The following is a 13,121-nucleotide window of genomic DNA, read 5'->3' as shown; positions in this document are numbered from 1 at the left end:
CTCCAGTCCCTCATGGAAGAAGGCCTCATCGACACTGTGGTGCGCCAGCTCATGAGCGGCAAAGAGGCCATGGTGTTTGTGGTGCGCAATGGTGAGCACACCTTGTGCGCCAAGATTTACAAAGAAGCCACCCACCGCAGCTTTCGCCAGGCGGTGGACTACACCGAGAACCGCAAGGTCAAAAACTCACGCTCCGCCCGGGCCATGGCCAAGGGCAGCAAGTTTGGCCGCCAGGAGCAAGAAGCCGCTTGGCAAAGCGCCGAGGTAGACGCGCTCTACCGCCTGGCTGCAGCCGGTGTGCGGGTGCCGCAGCCCTATAACTTTCACGATGGTGTGCTGCTCATGGAGCTGGTCACCGACGCCCATGGCGACGCCGCGCCACGCCTGAACGATGTGGCCTTTACACCCGAACAAGCCCTCACCCACCACGCCACGCTGATCGGCGAGGTGGTGCGCATGTTGTGCGCGGGGGTGGTGCACGGGGATTTGTCGGAGTTCAATATCTTGCTGGCGAACACCGGGGTGGAAGCGGGCGGGGTGGATGTGCCGGTCATCATTGACCTGCCACAGGCGGTGGATGCGGCGGGCAACAACCACGCCCAGCGCATGCTGATGCGCGATGTGGGCAACCTGCGGGATTTTTTCGGGCAGTTTGCACCCGAGCTGCTAACCACCGAATACGGCCCCGAGATCTGGAGCCTGTACCAGGCCGGCATGCTGACCAACGACACCCCGCTCACCGGCCGCTACGAGCGCCAACATGCCGATGTGGACATGCTGGCGGTGCTGCGCGAGATTGACGACGCCCGCGCCGAAGACGCCGCACGCCGGCTGCGCATGGCCGGCGGCTAATGGCAGCGTAACGGTCTCCCCGCGCTGGGGGCCGCGATAGCCGATACCAAACAGTCCGGAAGCCCCTAGAGACTGCAGCCCGCATGATGTCTCTACGCGATGCGGTTTAATCGCGGGTTTCCATTTCCGAAGAATGCCCCAATGAAATACAAAATGGCTCCCAACTCACTGTTTGCGATCTTGCTGCGCAACCCGTGGTGGTACAGCGTTTTGATTGCAGGCGTCATCAGTGCGATGTGCGCCGCTCTGATGCCCAAGGACCTGGTCGTGTTTGGCATCATCGGCACGTTCCCGTTCTTGGTGATCGCGGCAATGGCACTCAAGCGGCAATGGAACACCCCGTCTGCGGCAGCCGTAGAGGCCGAGACAGCGCGCTTGGCAGGCTTGTCGTGGCGAGAGTTTTCCGCAGAGTTAAACGCCAAATTCGTTAAGCAGGGATATAGCGTGACGCGTTTGGGGGCCAACGCCTCGGGGAGTGCGGCCGACTTTCGTTTGGAAAAGGCAGGACAAGTCACCCTGGTCGCTGCCAAACGCTACAAAGCGGCCACCCACGGGGTGGAGCCGCTCGAAGCCTTGGTGGCCCAGAAAGAAGCGCTGGGTGCGGACTTTGCGGTCTATGTGTGCTTGGGCTCTGTGAGCCCGCAAGCGGCCAAGTTCGCCAAGGACAAGGCCATCCAACTGGGGCTCTGAAGCACACAGCGCTTCAGCTGCGGGCTTAGCCCAAGTGTTTGCCGAAGAAATGCAGCGTGCGGTCCCACGCCTGCTGGGCCCAGACCGGGTCGAACTGGGTGGCGGGTGTGCGGCTGGGGCCCACAGCGGTTTCGTTGGCAAAAGCGTGGTGGGCCAGATAGCGGTGAAACTCAAAGCCCACACCCGCGGCGGTGAGCTTGGCCTCCAGGCCGTCTACGGTGTCGATAGCAAAGAACTGGTCTTGGGTGGCCCAGTGGCCTTGTAACGGCGCTTTGATTTTGCTGGCGTCGATGTAGTCGAGCGGCGGGCAGCCGTACCAGACCACAGCCGCATCAATATCCGGTGACTGGGTCACGCCCAGGAGTGTGAGCGCACCGCCCATGCAGAAGCCGGTGAGGCCGACTTTGGGGGCGCGAGTTTTCATGAACTGCACCGCACCGGTGATGTCTTGGCCGGCGGCGTCGCCAAAATCGAGCGCGGTCATGAGGTGGTGGGCTTCTTCGGCCTCAACGGTGGATTTGCCGCGGTAGAGGTCTGGCACCAGCGCCTGGAAACCCGCCAGGGCCAGCCGGTCGGCGACGCCGCGGATCTGGTCGTTCAGACCCCACCACTCCTGGATGACCACGATGGCCGGGGCGTTGGGTGCTTGGGCCGGTACGGCCAGATAGCCTTGCACGGCTTTGCCGTCGGGCCGCTGAAATTCAACCATGGTTCCCATTGCTGCTCCTGCTGTGTAAAAAAACGATGCCGCATTTTTACCGCGGCACCGTGACCGAGCGCGGGTACAGGTTATTCGGAGCGGAGCAAGAAGCGCGCAAGCAGGATGCGCAGCATTTCGACCTTGTAGGGCTTGGCGAGGTGCTCGTCCATGCCGGCTTCGAGGCAGTCGGCGCGGTCGCGGTCCATCGCGTTGGCGGTCATGGCGATGATAGGGGTGCGGGGCCGCTGCTCCTGGCGCTCCCACGCGCGCATGGCGCGAGTCGCCTCGAGGCCGCCCATGACGGGCATTTGAACGTCCATCAAGATCAGGTCCCAGTGGCCCCCCTTGAACAGGTCCAGGCCCTCTTGCCCATTCTCGGCAAGCACCACCTCGTAGCCCCACTTGCTCAAGAGGGTGATGGCCAGTTTTTGGTTGATCGGGTGGTCCTCTACCAGCAGGATGCGGCAAGGTGCGCCGGGAAGTGCAGGCTCTGTGTTTGCGGGGGTGCTTGGCACGGGTGGCGCAGATACCTCTGGGGTGTAGACCACCGCTGGGCCCTGCTGGGCAGGCTGCAGTGGCATCGTGAAATAGAAGGTGCTGCCCATGGAGGGCGCGCTCTCGACCCAGATGCCGCCGCCCATCAGCTCGACCAGGTTTTTGCAGATGCTCAAGCCCAGCCCGGTGCCGCCAAAGCCCCGGGTGGTAGACGCATCGGCCTGGCTGAAGGACTCAAAAATGTGTTTCTGGGTGGCTGCCGACATGCCGATGCCGGTGTCGCTCACCGCAAACTGCAGCTCTACCGTGCCATTGGGCAAACGGGTGGAGCGGAGCGTGACGCGGACCTGCCCCTCCGAGGTGAATTTGATGGCGTTGTCCACCAAGTTGCTCAGCACTTGGCGGATACGGCCGGGGTCGCCACGCAGAACGGTGGGTAAGTTAGTGGGCCAGAGGTATTCGAGCGCGATGTTCTTGGCTTCAGCCCGCGCGATGAGGGGGCGCAAGATGTCGTTGAGGGTTTCTAGCACCGAGAAATCGATGTGCTCGATGTGCAGTTTGCCGGCTTCGATCTTGGAGAAATCGAGCAGGTCGTTCAGGATGACCATCAGGGTCTGCGCCGAGCCTTTGACAGTGGTCAGGTAGTCGCGCTGCTGGGGGGAGAGGTCGGTGTCGAGCGCGAGCTCGGTCATGCCGATGACCCCGATCATCGGGGTGCGGATCTCGTGGCTCATATTGGCCAGAAACTCGCTTTTGGCATTGTTGGCCTGCTCGGCGGCGCGCTTGGCGTGGCGCAGCTCCCGCTCGGTGCGGGTTTTGTAGGCCATCATGGCGATCACCGAAGCGACCAGAATCAGGCCGAAGAAGAAGGTGGCGTCAGTGACGTAGCTTTTGGCGACCAGCTCGGCCTTGTCCAGCGGCACAGTGACGTAGAGGGCGCCCAAGAGCTCGTTTTGCTTCCATTGCTTGCCGGGGGTGATGCCTTCTGCAGTCCGGCGGGCCAGGATGTCGGGGCGCTTTTCGTAAGCGTTGTGGCATGCCACGCACGACATGTCGGAGGCGGGGTCGGCCTTGAGGTAGCGCAGCACCCGGATACCGTCTTGCTCGTCGATACGGCTGATGACCCGCCACTGCACCAAATCAGGCGGGGCCGATTTTTCTTGGGTTTCGAGCTGTGGCCAGGCCCAGCGCAGAAAGTCGTCGTTCAGGCCTTGGCCGGGGTCCAGGTTCCATTTGCTGACGGGACGGTAGGCAAACAGGTTGTCTGTGCTCTGGCTGGCGGCTTGCGCCATTTGCTTCAAGAACTGCGCCGGAATCGGCACATGGCCGGGCATGGTGAGAAAGTTTTCACTGGGGCCCGAGCCATCACGGCGTAGCTTTTCAGCAATCTCGCGGGAATACACCGTGCGGGCGGTAGCGGCCTGGCTGGCGACCACTTGCGCGATCGACAGCGCCTGGTGGTCTACGGTTTTTTGTACCGTGTTACGGACCACCAGATAGCCCAGCGCAAAGGCCAATAAAAGTAACGCTACCAGAAACAAGTAGCCACTCGAGATACGCCAAGGTCGCGAATTTGACATCGGTCACATTATGTCGGAGAGGCATCCAAAACATGGCGGACGCTGGCGACTCAAGTCTGGCGTGCGCGGCGCATGGCGTCGAGCTTGGGTTTCAAATAGAAGCCCATGAAAAACCCAATCAGCAGCCCGATAGGCAGCGAGCGGCTGAAGGCCTTCCACCAGTAGAGCGGCAAGGTGGCGTCCCACGGGCTGTTGATCAGCGAGATCACGAGCGCCAGCAGGCTTTCAATGGCCAATGAGCTCAGCAGCGACACCACCACCTTGCCCCAGAACGGGCGCAGCGTGGGCGCCACCACGGCAACCAGTTTTTCGAGTTGGGCGATGCCCAGCAAAATCAGCGGAAGCATCACCAGGCAGGTGGCAAAGTTGCGCGCCCACAGTGCTGCAAACGGGGCACCGGCTGCGGCATTGGCCCAAGTCATGAAGGCGCTGAGCAACAAAGCGATCGTAGGCAAGATGAGAACGGGCGGTGGAATTTTGCGGAAGGCAGAAGTAGGCATGGAAGCGTTAATAGTTGACAATATCAACATTGTAGAAATATTGGTTGATAAAGTCAACCATATAGCGCCATGCCGACCACACCGACTTCCACGCCCCCCACGCCTGCCCCCGCCGAGACCTCGTTAACAGTCGCCACGTTTGTGGCCTTCATGACGGCTTCGGGCCATGCCCAGCAAATCCTCAAGGCCCGCATGCTCGCAGCCGACGTTGAGCAGGGCCTGGGCCCGCTGCATTTGCACGCGCTGTGCCTGTGTCAGCGTAGCCCCGGGGCTACCCAGCAACAGTTGGTGCAGTCCATGGGGCGGGACAAGGGCCAGATGGCCCGCCTGATCCGCGAGCTGGAAGACCGGCAACTGCTGGTGCGCACCCCCGATGAGCGGGACCGCCGGGTGTGGCGCCTGAGCCTGACGCCGGAGGGTGCACAAAAAAGCGCCTGGTTTCTGGCTCTCGAGGCCACACTGGCAGAAGACCTGTTTGGCGCGCTGGACGAGGCGGAGGCCGCGTCTTTGTATGCGGTCTTGCAGACGGTGCAAGCTCGCATGAACGGATGGGAACCCCATGCATAAGCCGGTTCCCGCAGAACCCCATGCGGTGTCGCGCCTGCGCGCTGCACGCCTGGCCCGCAGCAGCAAACCGTTTCTGGCGCGCGGCGGCATGAAGGGTGAACGGTGCCCAGGCTGCCGCATCAACCCGGCGCACTGCATTTGCGCGTTACAGCCCCGAATGCAGGCGCGCGCCGGGGTGTGCCTGATCATGGCGGATATTGAGCCTCTCAAACCCAGCAACACGGGTTGGCTGATTGCCGATGTGGTGACAGACACCTATGCCTTCGGCTGGGCGCGCACCGAGGTCGACCCCGCCTTGCTAGCCCTGCTGGCAGACCCGCAGTGGCTGCCGGTGGTGGTGTTCCCCGGCGAGTTTGTGACGCCGGGGCGGGTGATGAACACCTTGCCACCGCCGGCATTGGTGCCAGAGGGGGCAGACTCCGGACCTGCCAAACGGCCTCTGTTTATCTTGCTCGATGCCACCTGGCCGGAAGCGCGCAAGATGTTCCGCAAGAGCCCTTACCTCGACCGCTTCCCGGTGCTCAGCTTGCAGCCCGAGCAGATCTCGCGCTACAAGTTGCGCCGATCCCGCAGAGAAGACCACTTTTGCACCAGTGAAGTGGGGGCCCTGTGCCTAGAGCTGGCCGGCGAGACCCGTGCCGCCCTGGTGCTGGAGGCCTGGCTGGAGGTCTACACCCACCACTACCTGCAGGCCAAGCACCAGCTCCCCCCGCACCTCGACACCCCGGCGCACCTCGCGTTACAACACTTGGCGCAAGAAGCTTCACCGGCCGGTGGATAATCCGCTCCTGTTTTGATAGCTACTCGCGCACTTAGAACCTGCGCCAGAGGCCGATTTGACTCTAAAACTTGGAGAACCCTGCCATGCCGCACTTGGTTGTTTTGTACACCGCGAATCTCGACCGTGAGGCCGATATGTCCGGCCTGTGCCGCAGTTTGTGCGACACCATGCTCGCCCAGCGCGACGAGAGCGGCAAACAAGTCTTCCCCACCGGAGGCACCCGCGTCCTGGCCTACCCGGCTGCACACAGTGCTGTGGCTGATGGCAAGGGCGACTACGGTTTTGTGTACATGAACCTGCGTATGGCCAAGGGCCGCAGCCCGGTGGTGCACCAGCAAATGGGCGAGGCCCTCAAGGCCACCGCCGGCACTTATCTGGCGGCGGTGTTAACCAGCAAACCCTTGGGCATTACGGTGCAAATCGATGAAGGCCACGAGGTGTTTGACGGCAAGCACAGCACCCTGCACCCCTTGTTTAACAAGGCCTGAGGCATGGCGCTGCCACAACACCCCGCACTGTCACCCGCTGCCCCCGACCTCACACACATCGTGAAGGTGCAACTCACCACCGGCTTGCTGCTGGCGGCGATTGCCTTCCCCTGGGTCAGCCCGCTGTCCTGGGGACCCAACCCTGACATGCTGCAGCGCTTGGGCACAGCGGGCAGCTGCGCGTTGTTTTTGCTGGTGTGGGCCGTGGGCGGGCACCGCATGCCGCGCGCGAGCCTGGTGGCGACGATGGCCTGGGGCTGGCTGCTCGCTGCACTGCTCAGCGCCAGCATGGCCTGGATGCAGTATTTCGGGGCGGTGGATCCAGGCTGGTCGGATTGGATCATGCAGACAAGCCAAGGCACAGCATTCGCCAATCTGCGCCAGCGCAACCAGTTTGCGACACTCACCTCCATCGGCTTGCTCAGCCTGCTGTGTTTGGCACATAGGCCGGCGAATGCGGCCCCACTGGCCCTGCCGGCCTTGCGCACGGCAGCGATAGGGGCTGCGGTGTTGTTACTGGCTGGGGGTAACGCGGCCAGCAGCTCCCGCACGGGAGCTTTGCAATGGATATTGATTGCTGCGGTGGCGTGGTTCTGGAACTGGCGCAGCACAGACGCAGGCAAGGGCACCGCTTGGCGCTGGAGCCTGTGGGCGCTGGCGGCCTACCTTGCTGCCAACGTGGCGCTGCCCTACGCCTTGCAATCACTCACAGGGCAAGTCCCTGCCAATGCATTCGCGCGTTTTTCAGAGGACGCAGGCTCCCAAAGCCGCATGATTCTGTGGGCCAACGTAATGGAGTTGATCACGGTGCACCCGTGGACGGGCTGGGGCTGGGGGGAGCTGAAGTTTGCCCACTTCATGCACCCCTATGCCGGTGCGCGGTTCAGTGAAATTCTGGACAACGCGCACAACCTGCCCTTGCAATTGGCGGTGGAGCTGGGGCTGCCGGCTGCGACCCTGCTGTGTGGTGGCGCGCTGGTTTTGGCGGCCCGCGCCAAGCCGTGGCGCGCACAGCACCCTACTACCCAGTTGGCTTGGGGTGTGCTGCTGGTCATCGGGCTGCACAGCCTGCTGGAGTATCCCCTGTGGTACGGGCCGTTTCAGGTTGCGGCCCTGTTGGCGGTGGGCATGTTGTGCACTGCACAGCACCTGCAAGGGACCGGCCTGCAAAGAAACGGCCTTCGGTTGGTGGCCTGTGGTCTGGCGGGTGCATTGATTGCAATCACCGCCTTCACCGGTTGGGAGTATTCGCGGGTGAGTCAGCTTTATATGCATCCCCAGGCGCGCAGCCCTGAGCTGAAAGACAACACCTATGAAAAAGTCAAAGACGCGGTGCTGTTTCGCAGCGCAGTGCAGTTTGCGTATGTGACCACCACACCAGTAACGCCGGAGACGGCTCGCGCGCTGTACACCGCTGCGCTGCAAACCATGCACTACTCGCCCGAACCAAGGGTGATCGAGGTGCTGCTGGAAAGTGCGGCCCTGCTGGGCTTGGAGAGCCCGCTAACCGCCCACATCCGCGAGCGGGGCAAAGTGGTCTACCCGCCGCGCTAACTGCCCTTTGTGTCTGCCGCTGCGCGGCGGCTGAACCACCAGCCCTCGAGGCTGTACACCCCTAGGGCAGCCCAGATCAGGCAAAAGCCGATAGCCCGGGCCGCCTCGAAGGGTTCGCCATAAAGCCACACACCAATCAGCAGTTGCAGGCTGGGGGAGATATATTGCAGGATACCCATAGTGGCCATGGACACCCGGCGCGCACCGGCGGCAAACAAGAGCAAGGGCACCGCGGTAAACGGGCCGGCCAGTAGCAGCCAGCCGATGTCCGACACACTGCCCTGGACCAAGGCGCCCTGCCCCTGCAGGCCCCACCAGAGCAGCAGGCCGCCCGCTACCGGTGCGAGCACCAGCGTCTCCAACGTGAGGCCTTCCAATGCGCCCAGAGCGCCCACTTTGCGCAGCAAGCCGTAGAACCCGAAAGTGACAGCCAACACCAGCGCCACCCACGGCACATGGCCCGAGAGCAGGGCCAGCCAGAGCACGCCGGCGGCCGCCACAGCCACCGCAATCCATTGACCAGGGCGCGGGCGCTCGTGCAAAAACACAAAGCCCAGCCCCACGTTGACCAGCGGCAGGATGAAATAGCCCAGGCTGGCGTCAAGCACATGGCCGTTTTGCACCGCCCACACGTATACCAGCCAGTTCACCCCCAGCAGCACGGCCGAGAGGGCAAACGCGCCCATCACTTTAGGGGTGCGCCACACCGCACCCAACCAGGCCCACTGGCGGCGCATGGCCAACACGGCAAGCAAAAGCACCATGCACCAGACGGTGCGGTGCATCACCACCTCCAGGGCGGGGATGGCGGAGAGTTGCTTGAAATAAAGCGGGAAGAGCCCCCAGGCCAGGTAGGCCAGGGCTGCATAAAGAACACCAGGTTGCATGCGGCGAGCTTACCCGCCCCGGGACTCAGGGCCCGCCGAGCAAGGCTAGCTTGAGCTTGGCATCGGCCGGGCGTTCGCCGAAGTAGTTGTACATCAGGCAGGCAAAGAACTCCGGCTCGGAAATCTCAGCGGCCACCTTGTTGTTGATGCTGATGACGGTCGCTTTGGCAGGAATTTCGTCCACGGTGAACATTTCTCCGACACCCATCTTTTTCTTGTCAGCAAAGAGCTCGCCCAGCTTGATAAGGCCGGGTATGCATTTGCCGAACTGTTCGCGCGGAAGGTTGTCACTCATCACCTGGGACATGGTTTTACCCAGGGTCGTGGCATCGATTTCGCGCACAAAACTCACCTTCAGACGCTTGGGGCCTTTGGTGGCATAGACCTCTGCAGGGGTTCTGGCCGGGGCCGCCAAATACAAGCCCGCCGCATAGACCTTGAAGACAAACTTGGACCGCACACCGGCGCCATTTAGCTTGAGTGCGGTGCCGGCCACCTGGGCTTCTTTCTCAAAGACCACGCCCTCGACGGTAACGCCACCGGTCGGGGCCGCGGTTTGCGCAGTGGCGGCAGAGGCCAGAAAAAGAGACACCAGCACCGCTGCCAGTACGCGGGGAGCATAGATCGTCATTACGGTGCGTTCTCCGGGGGTGAGCGGCGCAATACCAGAAATCCGAAGGCGGTTGCCGTGAGATACATGCTCACCGAGTAAATAGCGGCTGGCAGACCTAACTGCAGATTGCCCAAGACCGATAGCGCCACAAAAATCGCCAAGGTGGAGTTGTGGATACCGATCTCAAAACTCACCGCCGTGGCCAACGGCTTGGCAAGCCCTGCTGCCCGTGACAGGTAGTAGCCGACCAGCAAGCTGGCCAGGTTGGAGGCCAACACCACAGGGCCGAGGCTGTTGATGGATGCGGTGAGTGCGCTCCACTCTTTGACGATGGCAATCAACGAAAACGCAGCCAGCACCACCGCGCTGAACGCCTTCATGGGCGAACCCATGCGCTCACTGAAACCGGGCTGGCGGTGCCGCACCACCATGCCGATGAGCACCGGCACCATCACAACACCCACCACCTCCAGCACCTTGCCGAACTGCAGGGGAACCACCTGGCCCGTCTGCAAGTAGGTGGCAATGGCCCAGTTGGCAATGAGGGGGAGGCTCACAATGGAGAGCACCGTGTTGATGGCGGTTAGCGAAATGTTCATCGCCACATTGCCGCCAAACAAGTGGCTGAACAGGTTGGCTGACACCCCGCCCGGAGAGGCGGCCAGCAGCATCAGGCCGACGGCGTAAATGGGCTGCACGCCCAACAGCACAATCAGTCCGACGGCCACTGCCGGCAGCGCCACCATCTGCAGCACGAGGGCCAGCAACACGGCGCGTGGATGTTCGCGCAGGCGGGCAAAGTCCTGAACGGTCAATGACAGACCCAGACCAAACATCACCAGCGCAAGCGCCAGCAGCAACAAGGTGGGCAGCGCAGCGGTAAAGCTCATGCTGCCAGGCCGGTTGCAGCAGGAGCCGCGCCCAAGCGGCGACGGATCTCATCGCGCACTTCGGTGCGCATGTTCCAGTGGAAGGCCACCTCGGCCACCAGAAACAAGGGGCCGACCAGCAGGCCGATCAGGTCATCCACAAAAGCCGGTTTCTTGCCCTCGTAGTAATGGCCCACAAACTGGAACGCCCAACCCACCACAAACAAGCCAATGCCCCAGCCCAGCCAGACACTGGTACTTTGTGCCGCAAACCATTGGCTGGCCGCCAGCGCTGCGGCCAATAGCACCGCCATGACGACACCAAAACGCGCATCCAAGCGTGTGTAAAACCAGGTGGACCCCAAGGCCACCAACACAGCAGGGCTGAGGTGCAGCCCGGCGGCAGACCACTGGGGACGCGACAACAAAATCGTGACGGCCAGAACAATCATCGGGATGCCCACAAAGTGGGTGACCACGTTTCGGCTGTCCTGGTGGTAGGCAGCGTATTGGGTTAGATGGTCGGTGAGGGTTTTCATAGGTGTCTCCTTGGCTTTGGGCGGATCATGGGCGCAGGTATGCTTGGCGTCTGTCAAGTAGCCGACACAACACCACCCACCTAGTGAAAGCCCTAGCCCCGACGCCATGCCTGATATCTCGAGTCATTTGCCCATGCTGCGTAGCGGCCGCTGGTTTGCCCAGTTGCCACCGGACTTTGCCCAAGGCCTGTTGGCCATGGCCCGGGTACGCTACCTGCAAGCCGGCGAAAAGCTGTTTTTGCGGGAGGCTGCGCCTTGCGGGCTCTATGCGGTGGTACGCGGCACCATCCGCATTTCCGGTCACAGCGGAGAAGGCGATGCAGCCCGCGAAGCGGTACTGGTGCTGCTGTCACCCCCGCAATGGTTCGGCGAAATCTCAGTGTTTGACGGATCTGCCCGCACCCACGACGCCCATGCGGCCGAAGCCTGCACCCTCCTGCACATTCCGCATGAAGAACTGCTCGCATGGCTCGCCCGGCACCCTGCACATTGGCGCGACTTGGCGGTGCTGATGGCCGACAAACTGCGCCTGGCCTTTGTGAGCATGGAGGAACAAACCGTGCTGCCCGCGCCCCAACGCCTGGCGCGGCGACTGCTGACCATGGCCCTGAGCTACGGCCAAGCCACGGAAAGCGACCGCACCTTGCGTGTGCTGGCCGTCACCCAAGAGCAACTGGCCTTGATGATCGGCGTATCCCGCCAGACCACCAACCAGATCCTGCGTGACTTCAAAGCCCGTGGAGTGCTGCAGGCGCAACGCGGCTCTATCGAGCTGCTGGACCTGCAGGCGCTGCGCGCAGAGTGCGAATAAAGTACCAGCCACAACCCCATAAAAAAACGCGCCCGAGGGCGCGTTTTTTTTGCATGAAGGGGAGTCCCACCAAGGCTACCGCAGCACCGGCTCAGCCGGGCTGCTGGCAGCGCCCCCTGCAAGGGGGAAGGCGGCAAAGCCGCCACGGGGGTGAACCTTATTTCGATACCACGCGAGCCATTTCCAACACTTTGTTGGAGTAGCCCCATTCGTTGTCGTACCAGCTCACCAACTTGACGAAAGTGCCGTCCAAAGCGATGGAGGCTTCTGCGTCGTAGATGGAGGTGCGGCTGTCACCACGGAAGTCGGTGGCAACCACTTTGTCTTCGGTGTAACCCAACACGCCCTTCAAGGCGCCTTCGGATTGCGCCTTCAACTCGGCGTTGATTTCGGCAATCGTGGCAGAAGTGTTCAGCTCAACAGTCAAGTCGACCACGGACACATCGCTGGTGGGCACGCGGAAAGCCATGCCGGTGAGCTTTTTGTTCAGCTCAGGAATCACCACGCCCACAGCCTTGGCAGCGCCGGTGGAAGAGGGAATGATATTTTCCAAAATGCCGCGGCCGCCGCGCCAGTCTTTGTTGGACGGGCCGTCCACAGTCTTCTGGGTCGCAGTGGCAGCGTGTACGGTGGTCATCAGGCCGCGCTTGATGCCGAACTTGTCGTTGATCACCTTGGCCAGGGGAGCCAGGCAGTTGGTGGTGCAGGACGCGTTGGAGATGATGGCTTGGCCGGCGTAGGTCTTGTTGTTCACGCCGTAGACGAACATGGGGGTGTCGTCTTTGGAAGGAGCAGACAGGATGACCTTCTTGGCACCAGCGTCGATGTGCTTCTGGGCGGTTTCCTTGGTCAGGAACAAGCCGGTGGACTCGACCACGATATCGGCGCCGACTTCGGACCACTTCAGGTTCGCAGGATCGCGCTCCTGGGTCAGGCGGATTTTCTTGCCGTTGACGATGATGTTGCCACCGTCCACGGTGACTTCACCCTTGAAGCGGCCGTGCACGCTGTCGTACTGCAGCATGTAGGCTAGGTAGTCAGGCTCCAACAGGTCGTTGATGCCGACGATTTCGATGTCGTTGAAGTTTTGCACCGCTGCGCGGAACACCATACGGCCGATGCGGCCGAAACCATTGATACCTACTTTGATTGCCATTTGCTTCTCTCTTCAATTAAAAAATTGTCGGACTCAAAA

General features: G+C 62.0%; 15 protein-coding genes. 7 read left to right on the top strand and 8 right to left on the bottom strand.

Going from position 1 to position 13,121, the window contains the following annotated elements:
• Positions 1-12 precede the first annotated feature (12 nt).
• Both RAE21_RS16875 and RAE21_RS16870 read left to right on the top strand, forming a co-directional pair.
• Positions 13-852, top strand: coding sequence for a PA4780 family RIO1-like protein kinase (locus RAE21_RS16875; RefSeq protein ID WP_428984041.1), 840 nt, complete (start codon positions 13-15; stop codon positions 850-852).
• 141 nt (positions 853-993) lie between these two features.
• Positions 994-1,542: a restriction endonuclease gene (locus RAE21_RS16870; protein ID WP_313874752.1), complete on the top strand. Its 549-nt coding sequence runs from the start codon at positions 994-996 to the stop codon at positions 1,540-1,542.
• A 25-nt stretch (positions 1,543-1,567) separates the two neighbouring features.
• Here the strand turns inward: RAE21_RS16870 and RAE21_RS16865 are convergent, their stop codons facing one another.
• From RAE21_RS16865 to RAE21_RS16855, 3 genes are all read right to left on the bottom strand, one after another.
• Entirely contained in the window at positions 1,568-2,260 is a 693-nt protein-coding gene (locus RAE21_RS16865) for a dienelactone hydrolase family protein (RefSeq protein WP_313882356.1), read from the bottom strand.
• 71 nt (positions 2,261-2,331) lie between these two features.
• Entirely contained in the window at positions 2,332-4,317 is a 1,986-nt protein-coding gene (locus RAE21_RS16860; protein WP_313882355.1) for an ATP-binding protein, read from the bottom strand.
• Positions 4,318-4,367: 50 nt separating this feature from the next.
• Complete coding sequence (locus RAE21_RS16855) at positions 4,368-4,817, bottom strand: DUF2798 domain-containing protein (RefSeq protein WP_313882354.1); 450 nt, start codon at positions 4,815-4,817, stop codon at positions 4,368-4,370.
• A 69-nt stretch (positions 4,818-4,886) separates the two neighbouring features.
• Here RAE21_RS16855 and RAE21_RS16850 point away from each other — a divergent pair, with 69 nt between their 5' ends.
• The 4 genes from RAE21_RS16850 to RAE21_RS16835 all read left to right on the top strand — a co-directional run bounded on the left by RAE21_RS16850 (position 4,887) and on the right by RAE21_RS16835 (position 8,207).
• The gene (locus RAE21_RS16850; protein WP_313882353.1) at positions 4,887-5,384 is read left to right on the top strand and encodes a MarR family winged helix-turn-helix transcriptional regulator; all 498 of its coding nucleotides are present in this window, start codon (positions 4,887-4,889) and stop codon (positions 5,382-5,384) included.
• Complete coding sequence (locus RAE21_RS16845) at positions 5,377-6,165, top strand: tRNA-uridine aminocarboxypropyltransferase (RefSeq protein ID WP_313882352.1); 789 nt, start codon at positions 5,377-5,379, stop codon at positions 6,163-6,165. The genes RAE21_RS16850 and RAE21_RS16845 overlap by 8 nt, the downstream gene beginning before the upstream one ends.
• Before the next feature lie 83 nt (positions 6,166-6,248).
• Positions 6,249-6,653 carry a 5-carboxymethyl-2-hydroxymuconate isomerase gene (locus RAE21_RS16840; protein ID WP_313874746.1) on the top strand — a complete coding sequence of 135 codons (405 nt, stop codon included), beginning with the start codon at positions 6,249-6,251 and terminating at the stop codon, positions 6,651-6,653.
• A 3-nt stretch (positions 6,654-6,656) separates the two neighbouring features.
• Positions 6,657-8,207, top strand: coding sequence for a PglL family O-oligosaccharyltransferase (locus RAE21_RS16835; protein WP_313882351.1), 1,551 nt, complete (start codon positions 6,657-6,659; stop codon positions 8,205-8,207).
• Here RAE21_RS16835 and rarD read toward each other — a convergent pair.
• Genes rarD through RAE21_RS16815 form a run of 4 tightly spaced genes read right to left on the bottom strand, consistent with a single transcriptional unit; the run spans position 8,204 to position 11,115 of the window.
• The gene (gene rarD / locus RAE21_RS16830) at positions 8,204-9,094 is read right to left on the bottom strand and encodes an EamA family transporter RarD (protein ID WP_313882350.1); all 891 of its coding nucleotides are present in this window, start codon (positions 9,092-9,094) and stop codon (positions 8,204-8,206) included. The genes RAE21_RS16835 and rarD overlap by 4 nt on opposite strands.
• A 25-nt stretch (positions 9,095-9,119) precedes the next feature.
• Positions 9,120-9,725, bottom strand: a complete 606-nt coding sequence (locus tag RAE21_RS16825) for a chalcone isomerase family protein (RefSeq protein ID WP_313882349.1) — start codon at positions 9,723-9,725, stop codon at positions 9,120-9,122.
• A complete protein-coding gene (locus RAE21_RS16820; protein ID WP_313882348.1) occupies positions 9,725-10,597 on the bottom strand; it encodes a bile acid:sodium symporter family protein in 873 nt (290 codons plus the stop codon). Before RAE21_RS16820 ends, RAE21_RS16825 begins: the two co-directional genes overlap by 1 nt.
• Positions 10,594-11,115, bottom strand: coding sequence for an Mpo1 family 2-hydroxy fatty acid dioxygenase (locus RAE21_RS16815; RefSeq protein WP_313882347.1), 522 nt, complete (start codon positions 11,113-11,115; stop codon positions 10,594-10,596). The genes RAE21_RS16820 and RAE21_RS16815 overlap by 4 nt, the downstream gene beginning before the upstream one ends.
• Positions 11,116-11,221: 106 nt before the next feature.
• Between RAE21_RS16815 and RAE21_RS16810 the strand changes: the two genes are divergently transcribed.
• Positions 11,222-11,926, top strand: coding sequence for a Crp/Fnr family transcriptional regulator (locus tag RAE21_RS16810; RefSeq protein WP_313882346.1), 705 nt, complete (start codon positions 11,222-11,224; stop codon positions 11,924-11,926).
• Between the two features lie 157 nt (positions 11,927-12,083).
• Here RAE21_RS16810 and gap read toward each other — a convergent pair whose 3' ends face one another.
• Positions 12,084-13,082: a type I glyceraldehyde-3-phosphate dehydrogenase gene (gap, locus tag RAE21_RS16805; RefSeq protein ID WP_313882345.1), complete on the bottom strand. Its 999-nt coding sequence runs from the start codon at positions 13,080-13,082 to the stop codon at positions 12,084-12,086.
• Between the last annotated feature and the right edge of the window lie 39 nt (positions 13,083-13,121).

Source organism: Rhodoferax potami (assembly GCF_032193765.1).
Classification (GTDB): domain Bacteria; phylum Pseudomonadota; class Gammaproteobacteria; order Burkholderiales; family Burkholderiaceae_C; genus Allorhodoferax; species Allorhodoferax potami.
Note: the sequence above shows the minus strand (reverse complement) of the source record. Positions and strands in the feature narration are given on the sequence as shown.

What these genes read in the sequence shown, in the direction of transcription:
- RAE21_RS16875 (WP_428984041.1), top strand. Translation starts at nt 13, where the DNA reads ATGGAAGAAGGCCTCATCGACACTGTGGTGCGCCAGCTCATGAGCGGC.
- RAE21_RS16870 (WP_313874752.1), top strand. Translation starts at nt 994, where the DNA reads ATGAAATACAAAATGGCTCCCAACTCACTGTTTGCGATCTTGCTGCGC.
- RAE21_RS16865 (WP_313882356.1), bottom strand. Translation starts at nt 2,260, where the DNA reads ATGGGAACCATGGTTGAATTTCAGCGGCCCGACGGCAAAGCCGTGCAA.
- RAE21_RS16860 (WP_313882355.1), bottom strand. Translation starts at nt 4,317, where the DNA reads ATGTCAAATTCGCGACCTTGGCGTATCTCGAGTGGCTACTTGTTTCTG.
- RAE21_RS16855 (WP_313882354.1), bottom strand. Translation starts at nt 4,817, where the DNA reads ATGCCTACTTCTGCCTTCCGCAAAATTCCACCGCCCGTTCTCATCTTG.
- RAE21_RS16850 (WP_313882353.1), top strand. Translation starts at nt 4,887, where the DNA reads ATGCCGACCACACCGACTTCCACGCCCCCCACGCCTGCCCCCGCCGAG.
- RAE21_RS16845 (WP_313882352.1), top strand. Translation starts at nt 5,377, where the DNA reads ATGCATAAGCCGGTTCCCGCAGAACCCCATGCGGTGTCGCGCCTGCGC.
- RAE21_RS16840 (WP_313874746.1), top strand. Translation starts at nt 6,249, where the DNA reads ATGCCGCACTTGGTTGTTTTGTACACCGCGAATCTCGACCGTGAGGCC.
- RAE21_RS16835 (WP_313882351.1), top strand. Translation starts at nt 6,657, where the DNA reads ATGGCGCTGCCACAACACCCCGCACTGTCACCCGCTGCCCCCGACCTC.
- rarD (WP_313882350.1), bottom strand. Translation starts at nt 9,094, where the DNA reads ATGCAACCTGGTGTTCTTTATGCAGCCCTGGCCTACCTGGCCTGGGGG.
- RAE21_RS16825 (WP_313882349.1), bottom strand. Translation starts at nt 9,725, where the DNA reads ATGACGATCTATGCTCCCCGCGTACTGGCAGCGGTGCTGGTGTCTCTT.
- RAE21_RS16820 (WP_313882348.1), bottom strand. Translation starts at nt 10,597, where the DNA reads ATGAGCTTTACCGCTGCGCTGCCCACCTTGTTGCTGCTGGCGCTTGCG.
- RAE21_RS16815 (WP_313882347.1), bottom strand. Translation starts at nt 11,115, where the DNA reads ATGAAAACCCTCACCGACCATCTAACCCAATACGCTGCCTACCACCAG.
- RAE21_RS16810 (WP_313882346.1), top strand. Translation starts at nt 11,222, where the DNA reads ATGCCTGATATCTCGAGTCATTTGCCCATGCTGCGTAGCGGCCGCTGG.
- gap (WP_313882345.1), bottom strand. Translation starts at nt 13,082, where the DNA reads ATGGCAATCAAAGTAGGTATCAATGGTTTCGGCCGCATCGGCCGTATG.